Below are 22,290 nucleotides of genomic sequence, written 5' to 3'. Positions count from 1 at the left end.
CAGATACTGGAACAATGTTCTGGCCCTTAAACTGTTGGCGCGGTTTTAACATGACGGATATCAGAAAGCGATAGTTTTTGAATGCATTCAAAAACAGAGCTGGAAACAGATTTCAGGGAGCGGTGTCTGCTAAACGATGCCTCTCTATTGCCGCTTTTTCTGTCGATACACTGAGATAAGGAGTATTCTTCAAGACACAAAACACACGCAGTGGCTGTAGCATCAAGGGACAAGAACATGGCGCAATCTTCGGGCTTTGCAAATGTGGTCGCGGGAATTCTGGTTGCAGGCGGCATCGCGGCATCCGGATGGATGATCGGTCAGGGGATCGAAAACATGCGATCGCTTGATCGCTTTGTCACCGTCAAGGGATTGGCAGAGCGCGACGTGAAGGCCGACAAGGCTGTCTGGCCGATCACCTATGTTGCCACCGATGACGTGCTGCAAAATGCCCAGGGCAAGATCGATGCCGATACCAAAACCCTTCTTGATTTTCTGGCATCACATGGCATCACCCGTGAACAGACCGAACTGCAAAATCTGCAAGTCACCGACCAGCTTGCCCAAGCCTATCGGTCGGGTCCGGTCGAAAGCCGCTATATCGTCAATCAAACCATTCAGGTCCGAACCGATGATGTCGATGCGGTGATCGCAGCTTCGCAGGATATCGGCAAACTGCTTCAGGGCGGGATCGTTCTGGGCGGGCAGGGCTATAATCCGGGGCCGAGTTATCTGTTCACCGGGCTTAACGCCATCAAACCCGAAATGATCGCAGCCGCAACCGCCAATGCCCGCGAGGCCGCCCTGCAATTTGCAACGGACTCGGGTGGTCAGCTGGGCGGTATCCGGCGGGCGACCCAGGGACTGTTTCAAATTCTGGCCGGTGATGGCGCACCCAACATGACTGAATCCAGTCAGATCAATAAAACGGTCCGGGTTGTGACCACCATGGAATATCTGATCAAGGACTAACTGTCCCGAAGGCCGGATGCAGGTTGTATGGGCCAGTTGCTGCACCGATCTGTTGACAGTCAGGCCAAAGCTGGTTTTATGCGCGCCATGGCGCAATTGATCCTGTTTAACAAACCATATGGCGTTCTGACCCAGTTTACCGACCGTGAAAACGGTCGGGCGACTTTGGCCGACTATATTGATCTGCCCGGGGTCTATGCCGCTGGCCGACTTGATCGCGACAGCGAAGGTTTGCTGTTACTCACCGATCACGGGCCGCTTAATGCCCAGATTGCTCATCCGAAATACAAAAAGCCCAAAACCTATCTGGTGCAGGTCGATGGCGAACCGACGGACGAGGCCCTTGATGCCCTGCGTAACGGGGTTGAGCTGAAAGACGGTATGACGCTTCCTGCCAGGGTGCGGCGGATCGACGCGCCCGCCAATCTCTGGGAACGTGATCCGCCGGTACGCTATCGCAAGGAAATCCCGACCAGCTGGATTGAGCTTAGCATTACCGAAGGTCGCAACCGCCAGGTGCGGCGAATGACGGCGGCGGTGGGTTTTCCAACCCTGCGTCTGATTCGCCATGCCATCGGTGACTGGACGCTTGATGGCCTGGCGCCCGGCGAATGGAAAGTGATCGAAGTCGAAGCACCACCAGCAACCCATCGCCGTTTGTCGCCGGGCTCGAACAAACCACCGAAACGCGCAGAACTTGATGCATTGGCCAACATGGATGGTAACGCTGAACGACCGGTCCGCCCGTCGCGCCGCAAGGGTGGTTATAAATCCGCCCGTCAACGCCATGCAGCATCGAATGACGGCGAGACGGGAAACGCGCCAGCATTGGGTCGCAATAAGGGGCCTCGGACGGACAAATCCAAATCCGGAAACTGGTCAAATTCGCGCAGTGGATCAAAGCCACATTCGGCCAAGGGCAGTGGGCGCGGCAATGCGCGCCCCAAGAAAGGATAGACCGACATGTTAAGTTATCTGCACGGATTTCATGCCGGGAACTTTGCTGACATGCATAAACATGCCGCTCTTTGGCTTGTGCTGTCGCATTTGCGCAAAAAGAAAAAGCCGTTCTGCGTAATTGATACCCATGCCGGATCCGGCTGGTATGATCTTGGCAGTGAACAGGCCGCCAAGACCGGCGAATGGAAAGACGGCTATGCGCGGGCCAAGGCCGGTGCCAATCCACCAGAAATGTTGCAGCAATATCTTGATCACGTTGCCGGTTTTGACCCGATGGCAAAGGGGCGTGATTATGGTGTGCGCGAAGATGATGAATATCGTGGTCCGTTTTATCCGGGCTCGCCGTTTATTGTGCGCGAAATGCTGCGCGAGGACGATCAGCTTGTCCTGATGGAACTTCATCCGCGCGAATTTGAAACGCTGCATCACCGTGTAAAGCGCGATGACCGAATTCACCTGCATAAACGTGACGGATATGAAGGTCTGGTTGGCATGATGCCGCCTGCCATCCGTCGCGGTCTGGTGCTGATGGATCCGAGTTACGACGTCAAACAGGACTATCAGAAAGCAGCGGCCGCCATCCGGCAGGCATGGGACAAATGGCCAACCGGGACATTCATGTTGTGGTATCCGATCCTTGAGGACGGCTTTGATGTCGACCTTCGCAGATCATTTGGCGCCATCAAGTCAGCAGGGGGCGTCCTGTGTGCGGAACTTGCAAGCCGTGATGGCGGGGCAAAGGGCCGGATGCGTGGCACCGGGTTGCTTGTGATCAACCCGCCCTGGCAATTTGATCAGCAGCTTGATGAAATCGGGAACTGGCTTGCAAAGACATGCAAGCTCCCCGGTCCGGCCAAACATTCAGTGCACTGGCTGGTTGCAGCCGAATAAAACAAGCCCCGCGACAAAGATGTCAGCGGGGCTTGATGCGTTGGGACGCAGTGGTACTCGTTTGCGGGAAGTCAGATCCCGAAGAAGGGCTGCAGCAATTTGGGCAGCAGTCGATTGAATTTCATCGGCGCGTCGGTTGCGATCAGACAGATGCATTCCTCGGCGGTGTCGGCAATCGGCTGATGATCGACATCGTCGTCAAGATCGGCAACGTCACCGGCACGGAACCGGCCGATCTCGTCGATATATGATCCCTTGATCAAAAGCGTCATCTCATGACCATGATGGCCGTGATCGGGAATGGAAATTCCCGGCGCTATTTTAAGCAGACGGACAGTGCCCTTGCTTTCAATCGATTTCAGCTGAAAATGCTTTACACCCGGTGCCAGCGTTTTCCAGGGAATGTCATCGAGTGACGTGACATTTTCCGGAAGCAATTCGGCCAAGGGGCGCGGCAAAGCCGCCATCGCGCTGCCCGTAATGCTTTCGCCAACCGCAATACGCCGCAAGGATGGCAGTTTTTCCGTGACGATATTCTCGTTGGTGGCTTCACGTTCAAGCATGGCCATCACGTGATCGAGCGAGTGGGCTGTCATTTCCATGCTATCGGCATTTTCAAGCACAGCACCGCCCATGGTTTCAAACCCGTTGACCTTGCTGCGGCATTGCGGGCAGACAGTCATGTGGGTTGCCACCAAAAGTTCCATCGCCTGCGACAATGCGCCGCTGGAATAATCCATCAGGGTCTGGTCTGTTGGATGATGTTTGATATTCATGCGACACCTTCCAGTCCGCCACGTAACTTGCCAAGTGCAAGTCGCAACCGCGATTTCACGGTTCCCAGCGGGATATTCAGACGCTCGGCAATTTCGCTGTGTGAGCAATCTTCAAAAAACGACAATTCAACAACCACCTTCTGGTCAGCTGGCAATTCTTCCATCGCTGCCTTGACGAGAACGGCTTCCTGATCGCGGCTGACGACTTCGTCTGCCAGCGGGTCTTCGTCAACAATCAGCGTCGGGTCGGAATCATCAACCTCGATATGTTTGCGTTGCCGGAACCGGTCAATGCGAAGGTTCCTGGCAACCGTAAAAATCCATGTACTTGCCGCGGCCTTGGAGGGATCAAACAGGTGCGCCTTGCGCCACACCTGCATCATTGCTTCCTGTGCGAGTTCTTCGGCGGTTTCGGCGTTTCCGCCAAACCGGAACATATAGGCCTTAACGCGCGGGGCAAAATGCGCAAACAATTGCGCAAACGCCTCGCGGTCACGTGTCATCGCAACAGCAACGATCCAATCGGCACATTTTTTTGCCTCCACCGGGTCAACCGGACCGGGGCGTTTGGGCTTGGTGCCGTTCATTCTGGTTTCGGGTCCCCTTTGGGGCCGCGCCAAGATCATGTTCATCATACATATCTTACGGCGGCCGCGTTCATTTGGATCAGAAGAAATTGTACGTTTTCTGCCAGATACTTACAATGTCAGCAGGTAAATAATATTCAGTGATCCGCATGTTGTTGTGATGCGTATTCATATGTAGCTTTGAAATCATAACTGCAAGCAGGCCGGGCTCATATGAACGTTGTCACATCGGGGAAACTCAACATCGCAGTCGTCGGTTCCGGCATTTCCGGTTTATCGGCCGCATGGCTATTGAGCCAGTCCCACAATGTGACGCTTTATGAAAAGGATGACCGGCCCGGCGGGCATTCCAACACGGTTGATGCTGGCCAGACGCCGGTCGATACGGGATTTATTGTCTATAACACCCGCTGTTACCCGAACCTTTGTGCATTGTTTGACCATCTCGGTGTCAAAACCGTACCAACCGACATGTCCTTTGCCGCGTCGATGGATGAAGGCGGGCTTGAATATGGTGGGGGTGACCTCAAATCCCTGTTTGCACAGAAACGCAATCTGTTTCGTCCGCGCTTCTGGAAGATGGTGCGCGACATCTTGCGCTTCTACCGCGAGGCGCCCGCCGCACTCGAAGACGGAACCGCCGAACATATAAGCCTTGGCGATTATTTGCGCGACAAACGCTATTCCAGGGCCTTCATCAATGATCATCTTTTGCCGATGGGGGCTGCAATCTGGTCGACGCCGGTCGATACCATGATGGCTTATCCGTTGGCTGCCTTTGTCCGGTTCTGTCAGAACCACGGCCTGTTACAGATCAAGGATCGCCCGCAATGGCGTACCGTGGTTGGTGGATCGCGCGAATATGTAAAACGCATGACGGCGGGCATATCGGGCGGGGTGATGCTTGATCGTGCGATTGCAAAGGTCGGACGCAATCCGGCGGGCGGGGCCTATGTCGAAGACCGGTATGGCAAGCGCGATCTTTATGATCACGTTGTGCTGGCCTGTCACGGTGACCAGGCACTTGGCCTTCAGGAAAATCCTGATGCGCGGGTCAAAGAATTGCTGTCGGCCTTTAAATATGAACGCAACCTTGCCATCTTGCATAGTGACCAAAGCCTGATGCCGAAAAACGCGAAGGTCTGGTCAAGCTGGAACTATCTGGCCGAAGAACAGGATGGTGAACAAAAGGTCTGCGTTACCTACTGGATGAACCGTTTGCAGCATCTCGATGACAGCACCCCGTTATTTGTCACCCTCAATCCGCCGCGCCATCCCCAAACCGGCAGCGTGATCCGTTCATTCCTGTATGACCATCCGCTCTTTGATGCCGGTGCGATGGCTGCCCAAAAGGATCTGTGGTCAATTCAGGGCGTCGACAATCTTTGGTATTGCGGCAGCTATTTCGGATATGGCTTCCACGAGGACGGACTTCAGTCGGGCTTGGCAGTGGCCGAGGCCCTTGGAAATGTTCGCCGTCCTTGGACTGTCGAAAATGAAAGCGGTCGCATCCATGTCCGCAACCCCGCGAAATCGCAATCGAGCGAGGCCGCATGAGCCAACCATTGCAAAGCGCAAACTGGGCTTCGGCCCTGTATGAAGGGGTTGTAACCCATCATCGGCTGCGTCCGAAACGCCACAAGCTGCGTTATTCGGTGTTTTCCTTCCTGCTTGATCTTGATGAAATCGATGATTTGTCATCGCGGCTTCGGCTGTTTAGCCGCAACCGGTTCAATCTGTTTTCCTTCCATGATCGCGATCATGCCGACGGAGCAAATACAAATTTGCGCCGCCGTATGGAAACATTGTTGGGGCGTCATGGTTTGGGTGATTGTGCGCACAAAATCCGGTTGCTGTGCTATCCGCGGCTGCTCGGTTTCGTGTTCAATCCGTTGTCGGTCTATTTCTGTTATCGCGCCGACGCGACGATTGGTGCAGTCCTTTATGAGGTCTCGAACACCTTTGGTGACCGGCACAGCTACCTGATCCCGGTTGGGGAGCATGGCCTTGATGACAAAGGAGTTTTGCGCCAGTCCTGTGCCAAGGGGTTTTATGTTTCCCCCTTCATCGACATGGTGGCGGACTATCATTTCCGTATCCGTGTACCGGGTGAAAATGTTGCGGTGACCATTCGTGAAACCGATGCCAGAGGCGCATTTCTAACAGCGGCATTCGTCGGTGATCGAAACGCACTTTCCGACCGTAAACTGTTTGGAGCATTCATTCGCTACCCGCTTATGACCCTGAAGGTCGTCGCGGGTATCCACTGGGAGGCGCTTCATCTTTGGCGCAAGGGGATGACATTCCACAAACGACCGGCACCCCCGCAAGACGCGGTAACCTATGTGCTGGAAACCGGGACTGCAGCGGCCCAAGCAGGAAAGAGATAAGAAAAATGCCAGACCGCAACTCTTCGGCTTCAGAATTGTCTGTTTCAATGCGCGATCGCCTTGTGCCCTTGCTGGGCAGCATGACGGGAAATCGCAGCCTGTTGAAAGTCATGCTGCGCAGGGTTTTGTCGCATCTGCATTACGGCAGGCTGACCCTTGTTCTGCCCGATGGAGACAATCTTCATTTCGTCGGTAACCACGAAAATGATCTTCAGGCCGCGATCCATATCCATGACTGGAAAGCCATTCGCAAGCTTGCCACGGGCGGTGACGTCGCCTTTGCCGAGGCCTATATGGATGGCAGCTGGAGCAGCCCTGACATTACCCGGCTGATGCGGGTTGCGATGCTGAACGAGAATATCGTCCGGGCGCGTCTTGCCGGGGGGCTTTTGTCACGCACGATTGCGCGGATCGGGCATTTGCGTAATGCCAACACGCTCGAAGGATCAAGACGCAATATTTCCTATCACTATGATCTCGGTAACGATTTCTATGCTGGCTGGCTTGATCCCGGCATGACCTATTCATCGGGATATTATCGCCATTCTGACATGACGCTTGAATCCGCACAGGCCGCAAAATATCAGCGTATCTGTGATCTGGCCGACTTGCAGCCGGGCGAAACGGTTCTTGAGGTCGGGTGCGGCTGGGGCGGATTTGCCGAACTGTCGGCTGGAAAATATCGCTGCAATGTGACCGGCCTGACATTGTCGGGCGAACAGCATGCCTATGCCCGTCGGCGTCTCCTGATGCAGGGGCTTAATGATCGCACCAACATTGTTCTGCGTGATTACCGTCATCAGGACGGACAGTTTGACAAGATCGTTTCCATCGAGATGTTCGAAGCCGTCGGTGAAGAACACTGGCCGACCTATTTCGAAATGATCCGCAAGTGTCTGCGTCCCGGTGGCCGGGCTGTATTGCAGATCATCACCATTGACGATGAACGGTTTGAAACCTATCGCAAGGGTGCCGATTTCATTCAGCGTTACATCTTCCCCGGTGGCATGTTGCCATCGCCAACAGCCCTTGCTGCGGCGGTCAGTGACGCGGGGCTCAAGCTGCAGCATAGTGAATTCTTCGGCAAATCCTATGCCCGTACGCTGGGCGAATGGCAGCGACGGTTCCAGCATGGCTGGGATACAATTGCCAAACAGGGATTTGATCCGCGCTTCAAACGCATGTGGGAATATTATCTCGCCTATTGCGAAACCGGGTTTGAGTGCGGCTCGATCGATGTGGGTCTGTTCGTTATTGAACATCCCAACGATGCCCCAGCCTGATATTTCCCGTCACACGGCAATCTTTTATGCCCTTCCGGCGATGGCGGCTGCCGTGCCGACCATCCCGGCCTATGTATTATTGCCCAGCTACTATGGTGATGATCTCGGTCTTGGTCTTGCCATCACGGGTGTCGTGCTTTTGCTGGTGCGGGTAATTGATATGGCAACCGATCCGCTGATCGGCTGGTTATCTGATGTCACGGGCAGGCGCAAAATCTGGGTCGGTTTCGGGGCCGTGCTTGCCGGTATCGGATTATGGTATCTGTTCACGCCACCCGACGTTCCGGATGCGGTTTATCTTTTTGTCTGGGCCAGTGTCCTGTTTCTGGGATGGACCCTTTTTCAGGTGCCCTATCTGGCCTGGGGGGCAGACCTGTCTGGCGATTACAAGACCCGAACATCTCTGACGGCCCTGCGTGAAGGGGCGGGGTTGATTGGTATCGTTCTGGCCGGTGGTATTCCGGTTCTGATCCATGCAACGGATCGCGCTGATGAAATCAGGATGCTTGCGGTCGTCACACTTGTTTTGGGTGCCGTCTTTGTCGCGCTTCTGATCTGGCAGGTGCCTGATCCTGTTGCGCAACGTAAACGTCCAAAATCGATTGCCATGGGAAGTCCAACAGTTGCCATCCGTCTCGGATTGCGCAGCTTGCGCGATAATCGGCTTTTTGTGCGGTTGCTTGCAGCCTGGATGATCAATGGTCTTGCTGCCGGGTTGCCAGCGGTGTGTTTCCCGCTTTTCGTGCGCTATTATCTGCAACTTGATCAAGGCACGGAAAACGTTCTGATCCTGCTGTATTTCCTTGCGGCAATCATCGCCATTCCGCTGTGGGCTTTTTTGTCGGCCCGGTTTGGAAAGCATCGTGTCTGGTGCCTTGCGATGGCAATCGCGATCATTGCCTTTGGCTTTGTGCCGTTCCTTTCGGTTGGGGATGCGCTCGGGTTCGGGGTGATCTGTCTTGTGACAGGTGCGGCACTGGGGGCTGATCTTGCCCTGCCACCGGCCATTCAGGCCGATGTGGATGACTGGGATCATTACCGTTTTGGGACGCGACGAACCGCATTGCTTTTTGCCCTTTGGAACATGACCAACAAGCTTGCCATGGCGCTTGCCGCCGGGATTGCCTTGCCAATTCTGGGGGCTTTTGGACTAACGGATGACGCGGGGCAAAAAAGCGGCGCATTGGTCGTGCTTGTTTTGATCTATGCGGTCATCCCCATCGTACTGAAATCAGGAGCAATCGGGATGATGTGGCGCTTTCCTTTGGGGGCATCGCATCAGATTGCAATATGTCGGCGCCTGTCACGCCGCACTGTTTGATCTTGGGGCCAGATAGTCAGGAGCAAGTTCGTGCTGCGTAAAACAATCGCGTTGTGTTTGTTGTTGCTTGTAACCGGATGTGGGTCAATGAAACCGCAGGATTTTGCGCAAAAAGAACCCGTCTTCGATGTATTCGATTATTTCGAAGGCAGCAGCCGCGCTTGGGGAATATTTGAAGATCGATTTGGCAAATTGCGTCGTCAGTTTACCGTTGATATCACCGGGACAGTGACGGACGGTGTTCTGACTCTCCAGGAAGATTTTTTGTATGACGATGGCGAAACGGATCGTCGGGTCTGGGTGATCACCAAATTGGCGGATCACACCTATGAGGGCCGCGCAGATGACGTTATCGGTACTGCCATCGGAAGCCAGTATGGCAATGCCTTGAACTGGACATATGACATGGATCTCAAGGTTGGAGATGGTACCTGGCGGGTCAGTTTCAATGACTGGATGTTCCTGCAACCGGACGGGGTTCTGGTTAATCGTGCGCGGGTCAAGAAGTGGGGTTTGGAAATCGGCGAAGTGACTTTGTTCTTCAGAAAGCCGCAACACGTCGCGCAAGCCGCCGAATAATCCATCCAAGGACAGGCAGTTTGCCATAAAAATACTGGCCCGAATCCCAGTAATCAATATGGGATTCGAGAAGGCTGCCATCCTGATTAAAGCTGACTTCGGTCATGCCGGTGAATTCCCACAAACCGATGACCGGGATTTTTGCGCTAAATTGCCAGCGCAGGAACCCCAGATCACCGTCAAGCGCCTCATGGGTAACCACAAAATTCGGGTGTTGGGTTTCGCGGAACGTTTTGCCCAGATAGGCACACACATTATCTGGCCCGTGCAATGTGGTGAAGGGATCGGAAAACGTAAAATCCTCCGTCACCATGCTCGACAATTCATCGACCGTATCAGGCGACAGGTTTTCAAAATAGGCGCCATAGGCAGCCAGCAAATGGCGTTTCCTGTTTGCGATCTCGTTCATGCCTTCACCAGTTTGCGCATCAGTTTGAAAAACAGCCCATAAGGTAGAATTCGCGTCAGTTTCAGTTGTCGGACAAAGGGCGGTGGAAAGGCAATTTCGAAATCATTGCTTTTGCACAAATCCCGATACATGAAGTTTGCTGCCTGCTCGGGCGTTAGCAAATAGGGCATCTCGAAATCATTCTTGTCTGTAAGGCGCGTTTTGACAAATCCCGGATTGATCACGCGCAGCAAAACGCCAGTACCGGTCAGTTCGGTATGAAGCGTCTCACACAGATTGATAAGTGCGGCCTTGGTCGGGCCATAGGCCGCAGCATTGGGCAATCCGCGATATCCTGCAACCGAGGCAACCACGGCAATTTCACCCGACTTGCGCACCCGCATGCGGGCCAAAAGCGGCTCCAGACAATTGACGATCCCCATATAGTTGGTGTCGATATGGCTTCGGATGGTTTCTGCGGAGAACCCCGAAACCTTCATCGGGGAATAGATCCCGGCCGCCAGAACAACCAGATCAGGCAGGCCAAATTGCTGTTCGATGGTGTTAAGGGCGGTTTTAACCGCATTTAGATCGGTAACATCAATCGATACGGGGGTAATGCCGGGCATTTCGGTCGCCAAATCACGCAATTTGTCCGAATTTCGTGCCGAAATGATGATGTTTTGGTCATCTGATGTCGGTTCATCATGGAATTTACGGGCCAATGCGGCACCAATCCCTGCTGATGCCCCGACAATCCAGATGGTCTTGAACGACTTGGTCATCCCTGATCCTTTCGGGCGGTCCGGGTCTGGCAATTCATGCAGCGATAGGTGATGGTTGAACCATCGCGCGCCTTGAATTGCAATCCGACCCAGCGACCCTGATGGTCGTACCAGGCATTGGTTTCAAGCTCACCGTCATAGGTAAACTCCGTTGCCTGAATCGTCCCGTTTGTTGTGCGCAGCATTTCACTGCCATATGGTGTGATATCGACCGCGTTTGCCTTGCCCGTGATGGTATTGAGCACCGACTTCCCGGCCAGAACCCCGCAATGCCAGTGATCGGTCGGGAAAATTCCCGCCGGCACTGTTTGTATCCCGTCGGGACCATCGACAATCAGCCGGTCCTGATCACGGGTTGCACGAACCGATGTTTTCTTGCCATCGTCATCAACAGTGACAGACAGCCTGGTCAATTGATTGCCCTGCCACATGCTTTCGGACCGATAGGCAAAGCTATAGGCGTTAAAGCCAAGGAAACTGATATCGATATTGCTTTGGGCAATGACCTGAAGTCCGTCACGGCCCTGATTGAAGGTCACACTATGGCGCCCGACTGGGGCATCATTGCGGCGGATCTGGAATTGCAGTTCAGGACCATACCGTTTTACCGGATCAAACCCGCGACAGGTATCGGGACGCTCGAACGCATCTGAAAGTGCGACACTACGCAACCGATCATTTTCCCGTGCCGCAGATGGCGTTGCTGCTGGATTTTCCGCATCTTTTTGCGTTAGCGGACTGGCTTGCGATGCAGGCAGCATGGCAAAGCCCGCAGCACCAATCAGGCTTGCCGCGAAAAGGGCGGATCGAACAGGCTTGGGAATCTGGTCCATTGTCTGGTCCATTGTTTGGGCATTCCGGGTTGCATCGATACGGGTTGAACAACGGGTTGTATGTTCTTGTTACGAAGAATGCTGATCGCCGGATCAAACGTCATCGGCATTGCCGGGGGCCGTCCGATGGGGTAAAGCAGGGGCTTACATGAAAGGCCAAGCCATGCCCCATCCAATTGCCGAAGACCTCATCGCGCATGTCCTGCATCGCGATTCAAATGTCATCGTTTTGAACAAGCCGCCGGGACTGGCGTCGCATGGCGGGCCAAAGACCTATTTTCATGTTGATGCCTATCTGCCGGATCTGAAATTCGGCATTCAGTCTGAACCGACTTTGGCGCATCGTCTTGACCGTGATACGGCGGGCTGCCTTTTGCTGTGCCGTCATCCGAAATCGTCCAAGAAAATCACCCGCCTGTTTACTGAAAAGAAAATCGGCAAAACCTATTGGGCGATTGTGCGTGGTGCGATGGAGGACGATCACGGTTTCATTGATGCGCCGATTGGCAAAACCAATGATGAAAGCGGCTGGCAAATGGTTGTCCACGAAGATGGACAGCCTTCAAAGACCGAATACAAGGTACTGGGACGCGGCAAGGATGCCGATGGTCAGGACATTACATGGCTCGAACTCGTCCCGCATACCGGACGGACCCATCAGTTGCGTGTTCATCTTGATCATATCGGGCATCCGGTGGTCGGGGATCCGTTCTATGGACGCGGGGATGAACCGCCGATCTTCGGCGCGCCGCCGACCCTGATGCTGTTATCGCGTCAGATCATCGTGCCGTTCCATGCTGATCGCGACCCGGTCGTGGTTGATGCCCCGCCGCCCGAATTGATGCGGGCCGGGCTTTCAGCCTGTGGTTATGACGGGGATTATGCCGCGCATGCGAGCTCAATTGATGCTCAATATACCGGCGATGATAGCGACGCTGAAGGCGGAGAGTAATGTCTCAAGCGTGATGATCGATGCCATGGCATCGGGATCGCCATTAAGCTGACGCGCAAGGATATAGGCATTCCCCGCGCACGGCATTCCGGCATAAAACACCCCCATGGCCAGAACCATGCCATCAACGCCCGCCAGATGCAGGCAGATGCCGGTAATCAGCGGCAGGATGGCAAGCTTGATGGTGGTGGCCAATGTGATGGCCCAGATGGCCTTTTTGCTCAGGATAAATCGAAGTCCCGCCCCGACCGAAAGCAGGCTTAGCGGCAGGGCCGCGGTCTTGAACAGGGCAGCGGTATTTTCGATGGGCAGCGGAACGTGAGTGTTACTCACATTCAGGATCGCACCCGCACCAGCGGCAATGATGATCGGGTTTTTGACAATCCCGTTGATGATCCGGGTCAGGCTGCTTTTGCCGCCGCTAAAGGCACTTAGGACGACAACACCGAGCATGTTGGTGGCAATCACCATGACCGCAACAAAGACAATGGCAAGTGCCAGTCCCTCGGCCCCGTAAAGTGCATCGGCAACCGCAAGCAGGACATAGCTGTTATAGCGAACCGATCCCTGAAAAATGGATGTGAACAGGGGCGTGTCACGTGTGATCAACGGGCGCAGCAGCAACAAAGCTGCCGACATTCCAAGCGTCGCGGCAAGGGTGACACCTACAGCCGTTCCGGCATTGCCGCTTGAAAAATCTGCCCGGTAAATCTCGACAATCAGAAGGGATGGCAACAGCAAGTAATAGGTCAGCCGGTCAATCCCCGCCCAGATGTCAGACCCCTTGATCAGATAGCGCTTTAGTGCTGCCCCAACGAGGATGGCAGCAAAAATCGGAAAGATCGCAGCGATCAGTTCATAGGCAAGTTGCATGACGGACGGGGCGCTCTGAAATGGGTGGGCAGATATCGGGGGAATATTCCCCGGCAATCCTCAAACTTTTCGATTGTTGTAATCGGCAAAGACCTGTTCGGGGGAATGATTGCGATATTGCTCGCAGATTTCCTCGAACCGGGGATTGCTGATCAGAAGGTCTGCCGTGCTTTGGTTGCACGCAATCGGAACCTCATAGAGGTTTGCCAAACGAATCAGGGCACGCACATCCACATCATGGGGGTGTGGGGTCATCGGATCGGTAAAGAAGAACATGGCCTGCAACTGCCCATGGGCAATCATCGATCCCAATTGCTGATCACCGCCAAACGGCCCGCTTTTAAGCGGATGAATATCAAAGTCCGGAAACCGTTCCTGCAACACGCGCCCGGTGGTGCCGGTGGCAAAGATACGGGTATTGGCAAAGCTCGCCTGATGCTTGGCCAGCCAGTCGGCCATTTCGCGTTTGCGACGATCATGGGCAACGACGCCGATGGATAAGGTCATTTGTGGTCTCCCGGCCTTTGGCATTGATTTATCATACTAATCCGCAATGCCGTCTGGCGTCACGCGCCAATCATCGGACAAATGTGCAAAGCTGCCCTGCCGGAATGGGACTTGGCCCATATTGTGCGGCTTGGCGATGCCCCAAAACAAAACGGCCGCCCCAAGTGAATGGGACGGCCGTTTGCAGATCAGAAAACTGATCAATTACATGTGGATCGCGCGCTTGCCGGCATCCAGTGCGGCTTCCTTGACGGTTTCGCCAAGGGCCGGATGGGCGTGGCAGGTACGTGCGATGTCTTCGGCAGATGCGCCGTATTCCATCGCCAGAACCACTTCGGCAATCAGATCGCCAGCAGCCGGACCGACAATATGCGCGCCGACGACACGGTGCGTTTTCTGGTCTTCAAGCAGCTTGACGAAACCATCGGTGCTTTCCATTGCCTTCGCACGGCCATTGGCGGTGAAGGGGAATTTACCGACAGCGTACTCGACGCCTTCTTCCTTAAGCTGTTCTTCGGTTTTGCCAACAGAAGCAACTTCCGGCCAGGTGTAAACAACACCCGGGACCTTGCCGTAATCGACATGGCCTTCTTCACCGGCAATCATTTCTGCAAGGGCAACGCCGTCTTCTTCAGCCTTGTGGGCCAGCATCGGACCGACGATGGTATCGCCGATTGCAAAGATGCCGCCGATATTGGTCTGGAAGTATTCGTCGGTTTTGACACGACCGCGTTCGTCGAGTTCAACGCCAACTTTATCCAGGCCAAGGCCGGTGGTGTAGGGACGACGACCGATGGCAACCAGAACCACGTCGGCTTTGAGTTCCTCTGCATCGCCGCCCTTGGACGGTTCAACAGTCAGGGTCACACCGGACTTGGTGGTTTTGGCAGAGGTAACCTTGTGACCGAGTTTGAAGTCCAGACCCTGCTTGGCAAAGATGCGCTGGGTCTGTTTGACCAGCTCGCCATCCATGCCCGGCAGAATGCGGTCAAGGAATTCAACAACGGTGACTTCGGCACCCAGACGACGCCAGACGGAACCAAGTTCCAGACCGATGACGCCAGCACCAATGACAACCATCTTCTTCGGCACTTTCGGAAGGGTCAGCGCGCCGGTCGAAGAGACGATGGTTTTCTCGTCAATTTCAACACCCGGCAGCGGGGTGACTTCCGAACCCGTCGCAATGACGATGTTCTTGGCATTCAGGGTTTCTTCGCCGCCATCAAGAAGGGCAACCTTGACCGAGGTCGGCGAGGTGATCTCGCCGGCACCTTTGACATAGGTAACCTTGTTCTTTTTGAACAGGAATTCGATGCCTTTGACATTGCTGTCAACGACCTTGTCCTTGCGGGCCATCATCTTTTCAAGATTGACCTTCGGCTTGGAAACTTCGATGCCGTGGGTATCGAAATGTTCCGAAGCTTCTTCGAACAGGTGCGAGGAATGCAGCAGAGCCTTGGACGGAATGCAACCGACATTCAGGCAGGTACCGCCAAGTGCACCACGTTTTTCAACGCAGGCAACTTTAAGACCAAGCTGTGCGGCGCGGATGGCGCAAACATAACCGCCAGGACCGCCACCGATCACGACAACGTCGTAGTTCTCACTCATGAGTTCTTTGATCCTTTTGTCTGATCAGATGTCGAGCAGGATGCGTTCCGGGTTCTCGATGCATTCCTTGACGCGTACCAGGAAGGAAACGGCTTCACGGCCGTCAATGATACGGTGGTCATAGGACAGTGCCAGATACATCATCGGACGGATTTCGACTTTGCCGTCGATTGCGACCGGGCGCATCTGGGTTTTATGCATGCCGAGGATACCGGACTGCGGAGCGTTCAGGATCGGCGATGACAGCAGGGAACCAAAGACACCACCGTTGGAGATGGTGAAGGAACCACCGGTCATTTCGTCCATGCCGAGTTTGCCGTCACGGGCACGCTTGCCGAAATCGACAATGGTGCTTTCCAGATCGGCAAAGGTTTTTTCTTCTGCCGAACGGATGACCGGAACAACAAGACCCTGCGGGGTGCCAACGGCAACGCCGATGTCGCAGTAGTTTTTGTAAATGAAGCTGTTGCCGTCGATTTCGGCGTTAACAGCCGGCCATTCTTTCAGTGCCGTGGTGCAGGCCTTGATGAAGAAGGACATGAAGCCAAGCTTCACGCCGTGTTTCTTCTCGAAACCGTCTTTGTACTGATTACGGCAAGCCAGAAGGTTGGTCATGTCCACTTCGTTGTAAGTGGTCAGCATGGCCGCAGTGTTCTGGGCTTCTTTCAGGCGGCGCGCAATGGTCTGGCGCAGCTTGGACATTTTGACGCGCTCTTCACCGTCACGCAGTTCGCGTTCCGGCTTCGGAGCTGCCGGTGCGCTTGCGACCGGTGCAGCTGCACGCGGTGCCGGTGCGCCACCAGCAAGATAGTTCATGACGTCGCCCTTGGTCAGACGGCCATCTTTGCCGGTTGCCGGGATGGCCGCCGGGTTCAGATTGTTGTCTTCGACCAGTTTGCGAACTGCCGGCGGCAGCGGATGATCGGTATTGGCAGAAGTTGCCGCAGCCGGGGCAGCAGCAGGTGCCGGCGCAGCAGCCGGGGCTGCCTTTTCTTCCTTGGCCGGTGCGGCTTCTGCTTTTTCTTCTGCCGGAGCGGCAGCAGCAGAACCTTCTGCACCTTCGTTGATCATGGCGATCAGGGCACCAACTTCGACTTCGTCGCCTTCACCAACAACCAGTTCAGCAATAGCGCCGGCAACCGGTGCGTTGACTTCAACGGTTACTTTGTCGGTTTCAAGTTCGACAATCGGTTCATCGGCAGCAACAGCATCACCGACTTTTTTGTACCATTTTGCCACCGTGGCTTCAGATACAGACTCGCCCAGCGCGGGAACTTTAACTTCAGTCGCCATTTTTTCCTCGACCGTTTTTTCAATCAGGCAGTGTGGGTCTGCCATGATGCGAATGAATTCTAATGAACGTATCGGACGGGCGATTTCTCGCCCGTCCGGTAAAGTTATTTGACGCTTAGTGCCGCATCGACCAGTTCAGCCTGCTCACGCAGGTGGGCCTTCAGAAGACCCGTTGCCGGCGAAGCAGATGCTGCGCGACCGACATAAACCGGACGACCCGCCTTGTGCGAGATGTTCGACAGGGTGGCTTCGATACGACGATCGACGAAGAACCAGGAACCCATGTTCTCGGACTCTTCCTGACACCAGACGACATCAGCATTCGGGTATTTGGCCAGTTCCGTTGCCAGTTCCTTTTCCGGCCACGGATAAAGCTGTTCGACACGCACAAGCGCAACATCTTCGATGCCACGGTTTTCGCGCTCGGCGAGAAGATCGTAATAGACCTTGCCCGACGACAGAACGACGCGTTTGACCTTTTTGTTTTCCACCAGCTTGCCGGTTTCCTCGATCACGGGCTTGAAGGTCGTGCCTGCCGCAAATTCGGACAGGTTCGATACAGCCTGTTTGTGACGCAGAAGCGACTTCGGTGTCATCAGAATCAGCGGCTTGCGGAACGAGCGACGGATCTGACGGCGCAGGATGTGGTAATAGTTTGCCGGTGTCGTACAGTTCGCCACCTGCATGTTGTTTTCACCACAAAGCTGCAGGTAACGTTCCAGACGGGCGGAACTGTGTTCCGGACCCTGGCCTTCGTAACCATGCGGCAGAAGCATCACCAGACCCGACATACGCAGCCATTTGGCCTCGCCCGAGCTGATGAACTGGTCAATGATGACCTGTGCACCGTTGGCAAAATCACCGAACTGGGCTTCCCAGAGAACCAGCGAATGCGGTTCTGCAAGGGTGATCCCGTATTCAAAGCCCAGAACACCGGCTTCGGACAGCGGCGAGTTGAGAACTTCAAGCTCGGCCTGACCGGTACGGATGTTGTTGAGCGGGGTGTATTTTGCCTCGGAGGTCTGGTCGACCAGCTTGGCATGACGCTGCGAGAAGGTACCGCGCTGGCAATCCTGACCCGAAAGACGGACCGGGGTGCCTTCGCACATCAGGGTTCCGAACGCCAATGCCTCGGCGGTCGCCCAGTCAAGGCCCTCGCCGGTTTCGAACATCTTCGCTTTGGCCTTCAACTGACGAAGGATTTTGCGGTTGATGTCAAAGTCACTTGGCGGGGTGGACAGTGCGCGGCCGACTTCCTGCAACAGGTCATTGTCAACGCCGGTCTGACCGATCCAGTCGGCATCTTCGCCATGCGAGGATGCAAGACCAGACCATTTACCTTCAAGCCAGTCTGCCTTGTTCGGACGATAGCTTTCTGACGCCTTGAACTCTTCGTCAAGGTAATCCTGGAACGACTTGTCCAGTTCCTTGGCGCGTTCTTCGGTCAGAAGGCCTTCTTTGATCAGCTGCTGTGCATAGATGTCTTTGGTGGTCGGATGTTTACCGATCACATCATACATTATCGGCTGGGTGAAGGCCGGTTCGTCGCTTTCGTTGTGGCCAAAGCGGCGATAGCAGAACATGTCGATAACGACATCCTGTTTGAATTCCTGACGGAATTCGGTCGCGATGCGCGCGGCATGAACCACTGCTTCGGGATCGTCACCATTGACGTGCAGGATCGGAGCCTGAACGACTTTGGCAATGTCCGAGCAATACGGCGAGGAACGGGAGTCGGTCGGTTTGGTCGTGAAACCGATCTGGTTGTTCACAACAAAGTGGATCGTACCGCCGGTACGATAGCCTTTGAGGTGCGACAGATCGAAGGTTTCTGCAACAAGACCCTGACCGGCAAAGGCTGCATCACCATGCAGGAGGATACCCATAACCTGCTCGCGATTGACGTCTTTGCGCTGGGACTGTTTTGCGCGGACCTTACCAAGGACAACGGTGTTCACAGCTTCCAGATGCGACGGGTTTGCCGTCAGCGAAAGGTGAACAACATTGCCATCAAATTCGCGGTCGGCAGAAGTGCCAAGGTGATACTTAACGTCACCCGAGCCCATCACGTCGTCCGGCTTGGACGGGTTGCCCATGAATTCCGAGAAGATCGCACGGAACGGCTTGCTCATGACGTTGGCAAGAACGTTCAGACGACCACGGTGCGGCATCCCGAAGACAACCTCGCGGATACCAAGCTGGCTGCCGCGTTTGAGGATCTGTTCGAGCGCCGGAATCAGGGCTTCGCCACCGTCAACGCCGAAACGTTTGGTGCCGACATATTTGGTATGCAGATAGTTTTCAAAGCCTTCGGCTTCGACCAGGCGCTCAAGGATGGCTTCCTTGCCGCGTGCAGTAAACTGCGTCTGGTTGCCGATGCTTTCGATCCGCTGCTGAATCCATGACTTCTGTTCAGGTTCCTGAATGTGCATGAATTCGATACCGATCGACCCGCAATAGGTTTTGCGTGCCAGCGAAACGATCTGGCGGATGGTCGCGGTTTCAAGACCCAGAACGTTCGCGATGAAAATCGGACGATCAAGATCGGCTTCGGTGAAGCCATAGGTCTTGGGATCAAGTTCCGGGTGCGGTTCACGCGGGGCAAGGCCCAGCGGATCCAGATTTGCTTCCAGATGGCCGCGCACACGGAACGAACGGATCAGCATAAGTGCGCGAATGGAATCATTGGCCGCAGCGCGAATGGCGTCGGAATTTACCGTACCAGCCGCAGGTGCTGCGAGGGCTGCCGGAGCATAGGCCACCTGGGCCGGGCGTTCGGCATGTCCCTGTGAGACGTCGTATCCCTCCATGCCGCCAACAACCTTGGTTTCCCGTGGTTGCCAGCTAGGCCCGCGCATTTCTGCGAGAAGTTCGGAGGCGTCGTCCTGCAACCCGTCAAAAAACTCTGCCCAGCTCTGGTCTACCGCAGACGGGTTCTCCAGATACCGGGCATAGATTTGAGCGATGTAGGTTGCGTTCGACTCGTTAAGAATCGTGTCGAGATCTTGAGGTTTCATTTGTGGTCGGAAGGCATGGTCCTCAAGACAGGACCACGCCCCCCCTTGCCTTTCCTCTGACTACCCAGATTAGCCCTTCAAAGCCTTCAGCATCGTCGAGCCGAGGCTTGCCGGGGAATCGGCAACAAGAACGCCAGCACTACGCATGGCTTCCATTTTCGCATCCGCGGTGCCTTTGCCGCCCGAGATGATCGCACCGGCATGGCCCATGCGTTTACCCGGAGGCGCAGTAACACCGGCAATGAAGCCGGCAACCGGTTTCTTGACTTTGGAAGCCTGCAGGAATTCACATGCTTCTTCTTCAGCCGAACCACCGATCTCACCGATCATGATGATGCCTTCGGTTTCCGGATCCTTAAGGAACAGGTCGAGGCAGTCGATGAAGTTGGTGCCGTTGACCGGGTCACCACCGATACCGATACAGGTCGACTGACCGAGGCCAGCGGCCGTGGTCTGTGCAACTGCTTCGTAGGTGAGCGTACCGGAACGCGAAACGATACCGATTTTACCGCGACGGTGAATGTGACCCGGCATGATGCCGATTTTGCATTCGTCCGGGGTAATGATACCCGGGCAGTTCGGACCGATCAGGCGGGTCGAAGAACCTTCGAGCGCGCGCTTGACGCGAACCATGTCAGCAACCGGAATACCTTCGGTGATGCAGACAGCCAGTTCGACTTTGGCGTCGATGGCTTCGAGGATTGCATCGGCTGCGAAGGGCGGCGGAACATAGATAACCGAAGCATTCGCACCGGTTACATGAACAGCTTCTTCAACGGTGTTGAAGACCGGCAGGTCAAGGTGCTTGGTGCCGCCTTTACCCGGGGTTACGCCACCAACCATCTTGGTGCCATAGGCAATTGCCTGTTCGCTGTGGAAGGTGCCCTGCGAACCGGTGAAACCCTGGCAGATAACTTTGGTGTTTTTATCGACGAGAACAGCCATAGTTACGCGGCCTCCTTCACAGCTTTGACCACCTTCTCGGCGGCATCGGCAAGGTTGTCAGCCGAAACAATCGGCAGACCCGATTCTTCGAGGATCTTCTTGCCAAGTTCGACATTGGTACCTTCGAGGCGAACGACCAGCGGAACGTTCAGGCTGACTTCGCGGGCTGCTGCCACAACGCCGTCTGCAATCACGTCACAACGCATGATGCCACCAAAGATGTTGACCAGGATGCCTTCGACATTCGGGTCAGACAGGATCAGCTTGAAGGCCGTGGTAACGCGTTCTTTGGTTGCGCCGCCACCAACGTCAAGGAAGTTAGCCGGTGCGCCACCATAAAGCTTGATGATGTCCATGGTTGCCATGGCAAGGCCTGCGCCGTTAACCATGCAGCCGATGGTGCCATCGAGCTTGATGTAGTTGAGGCTGTGTTTTGCAGCTTCAAGTTCGGCCGGGTTCTCTTCGTCTTCGTCGCGCAGGTTTTCGATGTCCGGATGACGGAACAGCGCGTTGTCGTCGAAGTTCATTTTGCAATCGAGAGCGATGATATCGCCTTCGCCGGTCACGACCAGCGGGTTGATCTCAACCATGGCTGCATCGGTGTCGAGGAAGCACTGGTACATTGCCGACATGAATTTGACAGCTTTGGAAACCTGCTTGCCTTCGAGGCCAAGGGCGAATGCCAGTTTACGGCCATGGAAGCCCGAGAAGCCAGCTGCCGGATCGATGTCAACGGTGACGATCTTTTCCGGGGTTGCTTCTGCAACTTCTTCAATGTCCATACCGCCTTCGGTCGACGCCATGAAGATCACGCGCGAGCAAGCGCGGTCGACGAGAACCGAAAGATACAGTTCGCGTGCGATGTCGCAGCCTTCTTCGATATAAACGCGTTTGACTTCTTTGCCTTCCGGACCGGTCTGGTGGGTAACCAGGGTCGAACCGAGCATCTGTTCAGCGTTAACGCCAACTTCTTCGACGCTTTTGACAACGCGAACGCCGCCTTTATCGCCTGCTTTGGCTTCCTTGAAGGTGCCTTTACCGCGGCCACCTGCATGGATCTGGGACTTCACCACGTAAACCGGACCAGCCTGGGACTGGGCAGCTTCGATGGCTTCCTGAGCGGTATATGCAACTTTGCCATTCGGCACGGTCACACCGTATTTGCGAAGAATTTCTTTCGCCTGGTACTCATGAATATTCATGTTCGGTCGCTTTCTTGCCTTCCGTACGATTTCCGGTGGGTCAGAAATCGGGATTTCAATGTCCCCGTATATGCGGGAGGGACTTTGTTGCGAGGCCCGCGATCACTGAAGTTATAAAAACAACA

At 54.9% G+C, this 22,290-nt stretch carries 21 protein-coding genes; 9 read left to right on the top strand and 12 right to left on the bottom strand.

Annotated features, from left to right (window positions below):
* Positions 1 to 237 precede the first annotated feature (237 nt).
* From ACTU44_RS21430 to ACTU44_RS21420, 3 genes are read left to right on the top strand one after another with little or no spacing between them, the layout of a single operon-like run.
* Positions 238 to 972 carry an SIMPL domain-containing protein gene (locus ACTU44_RS21430; protein ID WP_462096331.1) on the top strand — a complete coding sequence of 245 codons (735 nt, stop codon included), beginning with the start codon at positions 238 to 240 and terminating at the stop codon, positions 970 to 972.
* A 27-nt stretch (positions 973 to 999) separates the two neighbouring features.
* A complete protein-coding gene (locus ACTU44_RS21425) occupies positions 1,000 to 1,929 on the top strand; it encodes an rRNA large subunit pseudouridine synthase E (protein WP_462096330.1) in 930 nt (309 codons plus the stop codon).
* A 6-nt stretch (positions 1,930 to 1,935) separates the two neighbouring features.
* Positions 1,936 to 2,823, top strand: coding sequence for a 23S rRNA (adenine(2030)-N(6))-methyltransferase RlmJ (locus ACTU44_RS21420; RefSeq protein ID WP_462096329.1), 888 nt, complete (start codon positions 1,936 to 1,938; stop codon positions 2,821 to 2,823).
* A 71-nt stretch (positions 2,824 to 2,894) separates the two neighbouring features.
* On the opposite strand, the gene ACTU44_RS21415 is transcribed toward ACTU44_RS21420, so the two are convergent.
* Positions 2,895 to 3,599, bottom strand: a complete 705-nt coding sequence (locus ACTU44_RS21415; protein ID WP_336083246.1) for a ChrR family anti-sigma-E factor — start codon at positions 3,597 to 3,599, stop codon at positions 2,895 to 2,897.
* Complete coding sequence (locus tag ACTU44_RS21410; protein WP_258548614.1) at positions 3,596 to 4,186, bottom strand: sigma-70 family RNA polymerase sigma factor; 591 nt, start codon at positions 4,184 to 4,186, stop codon at positions 3,596 to 3,598. The genes ACTU44_RS21415 and ACTU44_RS21410 overlap by 4 nt, the downstream gene beginning before the upstream one ends.
* A 213-nt stretch (positions 4,187 to 4,399) precedes the next feature.
* Between ACTU44_RS21410 and ACTU44_RS21405 the strand changes: the two genes are divergently transcribed.
* The 5 genes from ACTU44_RS21405 to ACTU44_RS21385 all read left to right on the top strand — a co-directional run bounded on the left by ACTU44_RS21405 (position 4,400) and on the right by ACTU44_RS21385 (position 9,759).
* Positions 4,400 to 5,743, top strand: a complete 1,344-nt coding sequence (locus ACTU44_RS21405; RefSeq protein ID WP_462096328.1) for an NAD(P)/FAD-dependent oxidoreductase — start codon at positions 4,400 to 4,402, stop codon at positions 5,741 to 5,743.
* A complete protein-coding gene (locus ACTU44_RS21400) occupies positions 5,740 to 6,576 on the top strand; it encodes a DUF1365 domain-containing protein (protein WP_462096327.1) in 837 nt (278 codons plus the stop codon). The genes ACTU44_RS21405 and ACTU44_RS21400 overlap by 4 nt, the downstream gene beginning before the upstream one ends.
* Before the next feature lie 5 nt (positions 6,577 to 6,581).
* Positions 6,582 to 7,859: a class I SAM-dependent methyltransferase gene (locus ACTU44_RS21395; RefSeq protein WP_462096326.1), complete on the top strand. Its 1,278-nt coding sequence runs from the start codon at positions 6,582 to 6,584 to the stop codon at positions 7,857 to 7,859.
* On the top strand, positions 7,846 to 9,180 hold the full coding sequence (locus tag ACTU44_RS21390; protein ID WP_462096325.1) for an MFS transporter: 1,335 nt from the start codon (positions 7,846 to 7,848) through the stop codon (positions 9,178 to 9,180). Before ACTU44_RS21395 ends, ACTU44_RS21390 begins: the two co-directional genes overlap by 14 nt.
* A gap of 87 nt (positions 9,181 to 9,267) precedes the next feature.
* On the top strand, positions 9,268 to 9,759 hold the full coding sequence (locus ACTU44_RS21385) for a DUF3833 domain-containing protein (RefSeq protein ID WP_258548616.1): 492 nt from the start codon (positions 9,268 to 9,270) through the stop codon (positions 9,757 to 9,759).
* Here the strand turns inward: ACTU44_RS21385 and ACTU44_RS21380 are convergent.
* From ACTU44_RS21380 to ACTU44_RS21370, 3 genes are read right to left on the bottom strand one after another with little or no spacing between them, the layout of a single operon-like run.
* The gene (locus tag ACTU44_RS21380; RefSeq protein ID WP_462096324.1) at positions 9,722 to 10,168 is read right to left on the bottom strand and encodes a nuclear transport factor 2 family protein; all 447 of its coding nucleotides are present in this window, start codon (positions 10,166 to 10,168) and stop codon (positions 9,722 to 9,724) included. The two genes, ACTU44_RS21385 and ACTU44_RS21380, sit on opposite strands and share 38 nt — an antisense overlap.
* Positions 10,165 to 10,932, bottom strand: a complete 768-nt coding sequence (locus ACTU44_RS21375; protein ID WP_462096323.1) for an SDR family NAD(P)-dependent oxidoreductase — start codon at positions 10,930 to 10,932, stop codon at positions 10,165 to 10,167. The genes ACTU44_RS21380 and ACTU44_RS21375 overlap by 4 nt, the downstream gene beginning before the upstream one ends.
* Positions 10,929 to 11,777, bottom strand: coding sequence for a DUF6134 family protein (locus tag ACTU44_RS21370; protein WP_258548617.1), 849 nt, complete (start codon positions 11,775 to 11,777; stop codon positions 10,929 to 10,931). The genes ACTU44_RS21375 and ACTU44_RS21370 overlap by 4 nt, the downstream gene beginning before the upstream one ends.
* A 136-nt stretch (positions 11,778 to 11,913) precedes the next feature.
* Here ACTU44_RS21370 and ACTU44_RS21365 point away from each other — a divergent pair, with 136 nt between their 5' ends.
* The gene (locus ACTU44_RS21365; RefSeq protein WP_114096999.1) at positions 11,914 to 12,717 is read left to right on the top strand and encodes an RluA family pseudouridine synthase; all 804 of its coding nucleotides are present in this window, start codon (positions 11,914 to 11,916) and stop codon (positions 12,715 to 12,717) included.
* Here ACTU44_RS21365 and ACTU44_RS21360 read toward each other — a convergent pair.
* The 7 genes from ACTU44_RS21360 to sucC form a co-directional block, all read right to left on the bottom strand.
* The gene (locus ACTU44_RS21360; RefSeq protein WP_462096322.1) at positions 12,664 to 13,590 is read right to left on the bottom strand and encodes an AEC family transporter; all 927 of its coding nucleotides are present in this window, start codon (positions 13,588 to 13,590) and stop codon (positions 12,664 to 12,666) included. The two genes, ACTU44_RS21365 and ACTU44_RS21360, sit on opposite strands and share 54 nt — an antisense overlap.
* 60 nt (positions 13,591 to 13,650) lie before the next feature.
* Positions 13,651 to 14,097 (bottom strand): methylglyoxal synthase, encoded by a 447-nt coding sequence (locus ACTU44_RS21355; RefSeq protein WP_114097001.1) that lies wholly within the window; start codon positions 14,095 to 14,097, stop codon positions 13,651 to 13,653.
* Positions 14,098 to 14,301: 204 nt separating this feature from the next.
* Positions 14,302 to 15,708 carry a dihydrolipoyl dehydrogenase gene (gene lpdA, locus ACTU44_RS21350; protein ID WP_462096321.1) on the bottom strand — a complete coding sequence of 469 codons (1,407 nt, stop codon included), beginning with the start codon at positions 15,706 to 15,708 and terminating at the stop codon, positions 14,302 to 14,304.
* Positions 15,709 to 15,732: 24 nt separating this feature from the next.
* Positions 15,733 to 17,001 carry a 2-oxoglutarate dehydrogenase complex dihydrolipoyllysine-residue succinyltransferase gene (odhB, locus tag ACTU44_RS21345; RefSeq protein WP_462097444.1) on the bottom strand — a complete coding sequence of 423 codons (1,269 nt, stop codon included), beginning with the start codon at positions 16,999 to 17,001 and terminating at the stop codon, positions 15,733 to 15,735.
* 104 nt (positions 17,002 to 17,105) lie between these two features.
* Complete coding sequence (locus tag ACTU44_RS21340) at positions 17,106 to 20,018, bottom strand: 2-oxoglutarate dehydrogenase E1 component (RefSeq protein WP_114097003.1); 2,913 nt, start codon at positions 20,016 to 20,018, stop codon at positions 17,106 to 17,108.
* 69 nt (positions 20,019 to 20,087) lie between these two features.
* A complete protein-coding gene (gene sucD, locus ACTU44_RS21335; protein ID WP_336083220.1) occupies positions 20,088 to 20,963 on the bottom strand; it encodes a succinate--CoA ligase subunit alpha in 876 nt (291 codons plus the stop codon).
* Between the two features lie 2 nt (positions 20,964 to 20,965).
* Positions 20,966 to 22,195, bottom strand: a complete 1,230-nt coding sequence (gene sucC, locus ACTU44_RS21330) for an ADP-forming succinate--CoA ligase subunit beta (RefSeq protein ID WP_258548629.1) — start codon at positions 22,193 to 22,195, stop codon at positions 20,966 to 20,968.
* Between the last annotated feature and the right edge of the window lie 95 nt (positions 22,196 to 22,290).

This window comes from Thalassospira sp. SM2505 (genome assembly GCF_054901115.1).
This window is presented reverse-complemented; position numbering and strand designations above follow the sequence as displayed.

What these genes read in the sequence shown, in the direction of transcription:
- ACTU44_RS21360 (WP_462096322.1), bottom strand. Translation starts at nt 13,590, where the DNA reads ATGCAACTTGCCTATGAACTGATCGCTGCGATCTTTCCGATTTTTGCT.
- ACTU44_RS21425 (WP_462096330.1), top strand. Translation starts at nt 1,000, where the DNA reads ATGGGCCAGTTGCTGCACCGATCTGTTGACAGTCAGGCCAAAGCTGGT.
- odhB (WP_462097444.1), bottom strand. Translation starts at nt 17,001, where the DNA reads ATGGCGACTGAAGTTAAAGTTCCCGCGCTGGGCGAGTCTGTATCTGAA.
- ACTU44_RS21395 (WP_462096326.1), top strand. Translation starts at nt 6,582, where the DNA reads ATGCCAGACCGCAACTCTTCGGCTTCAGAATTGTCTGTTTCAATGCGC.
- ACTU44_RS21410 (WP_258548614.1), bottom strand. Translation starts at nt 4,186, where the DNA reads ATGAACGGCACCAAGCCCAAACGCCCCGGTCCGGTTGACCCGGTGGAG.
- ACTU44_RS21380 (WP_462096324.1), bottom strand. Translation starts at nt 10,168, where the DNA reads ATGAACGAGATCGCAAACAGGAAACGCCATTTGCTGGCTGCCTATGGC.
- ACTU44_RS21340 (WP_114097003.1), bottom strand. Translation starts at nt 20,018, where the DNA reads ATGAAACCTCAAGATCTCGACACGATTCTTAACGAGTCGAACGCAACC.
- sucD (WP_336083220.1), bottom strand. Translation starts at nt 20,963, where the DNA reads ATGGCTGTTCTCGTCGATAAAAACACCAAAGTTATCTGCCAGGGTTTC.
- ACTU44_RS21385 (WP_258548616.1), top strand. Translation starts at nt 9,268, where the DNA reads ATGAAACCGCAGGATTTTGCGCAAAAAGAACCCGTCTTCGATGTATTC.
- ACTU44_RS21390 (WP_462096325.1), top strand. Translation starts at nt 7,846, where the DNA reads ATGCCCCAGCCTGATATTTCCCGTCACACGGCAATCTTTTATGCCCTT.
- lpdA (WP_462096321.1), bottom strand. Translation starts at nt 15,708, where the DNA reads ATGAGTGAGAACTACGACGTTGTCGTGATCGGTGGCGGTCCTGGCGGT.
- ACTU44_RS21370 (WP_258548617.1), bottom strand. Translation starts at nt 11,777, where the DNA reads ATGGACCAGACAATGGACCAGATTCCCAAGCCTGTTCGATCCGCCCTT.
- ACTU44_RS21415 (WP_336083246.1), bottom strand. Translation starts at nt 3,599, where the DNA reads ATGAATATCAAACATCATCCAACAGACCAGACCCTGATGGATTATTCC.
- ACTU44_RS21375 (WP_462096323.1), bottom strand. Translation starts at nt 10,932, where the DNA reads ATGACCAAGTCGTTCAAGACCATCTGGATTGTCGGGGCATCAGCAGGG.
- ACTU44_RS21420 (WP_462096329.1), top strand. Translation starts at nt 1,936, where the DNA reads ATGTTAAGTTATCTGCACGGATTTCATGCCGGGAACTTTGCTGACATG.
- ACTU44_RS21355 (WP_114097001.1), bottom strand. Translation starts at nt 14,097, where the DNA reads ATGACCTTATCCATCGGCGTCGTTGCCCATGATCGTCGCAAACGCGAA.
- ACTU44_RS21405 (WP_462096328.1), top strand. Translation starts at nt 4,400, where the DNA reads ATGAACGTTGTCACATCGGGGAAACTCAACATCGCAGTCGTCGGTTCC.
- ACTU44_RS21365 (WP_114096999.1), top strand. Translation starts at nt 11,914, where the DNA reads ATGAAAGGCCAAGCCATGCCCCATCCAATTGCCGAAGACCTCATCGCG.
- ACTU44_RS21430 (WP_462096331.1), top strand. Translation starts at nt 238, where the DNA reads ATGGCGCAATCTTCGGGCTTTGCAAATGTGGTCGCGGGAATTCTGGTT.
- ACTU44_RS21400 (WP_462096327.1), top strand. Translation starts at nt 5,740, where the DNA reads ATGAGCCAACCATTGCAAAGCGCAAACTGGGCTTCGGCCCTGTATGAA.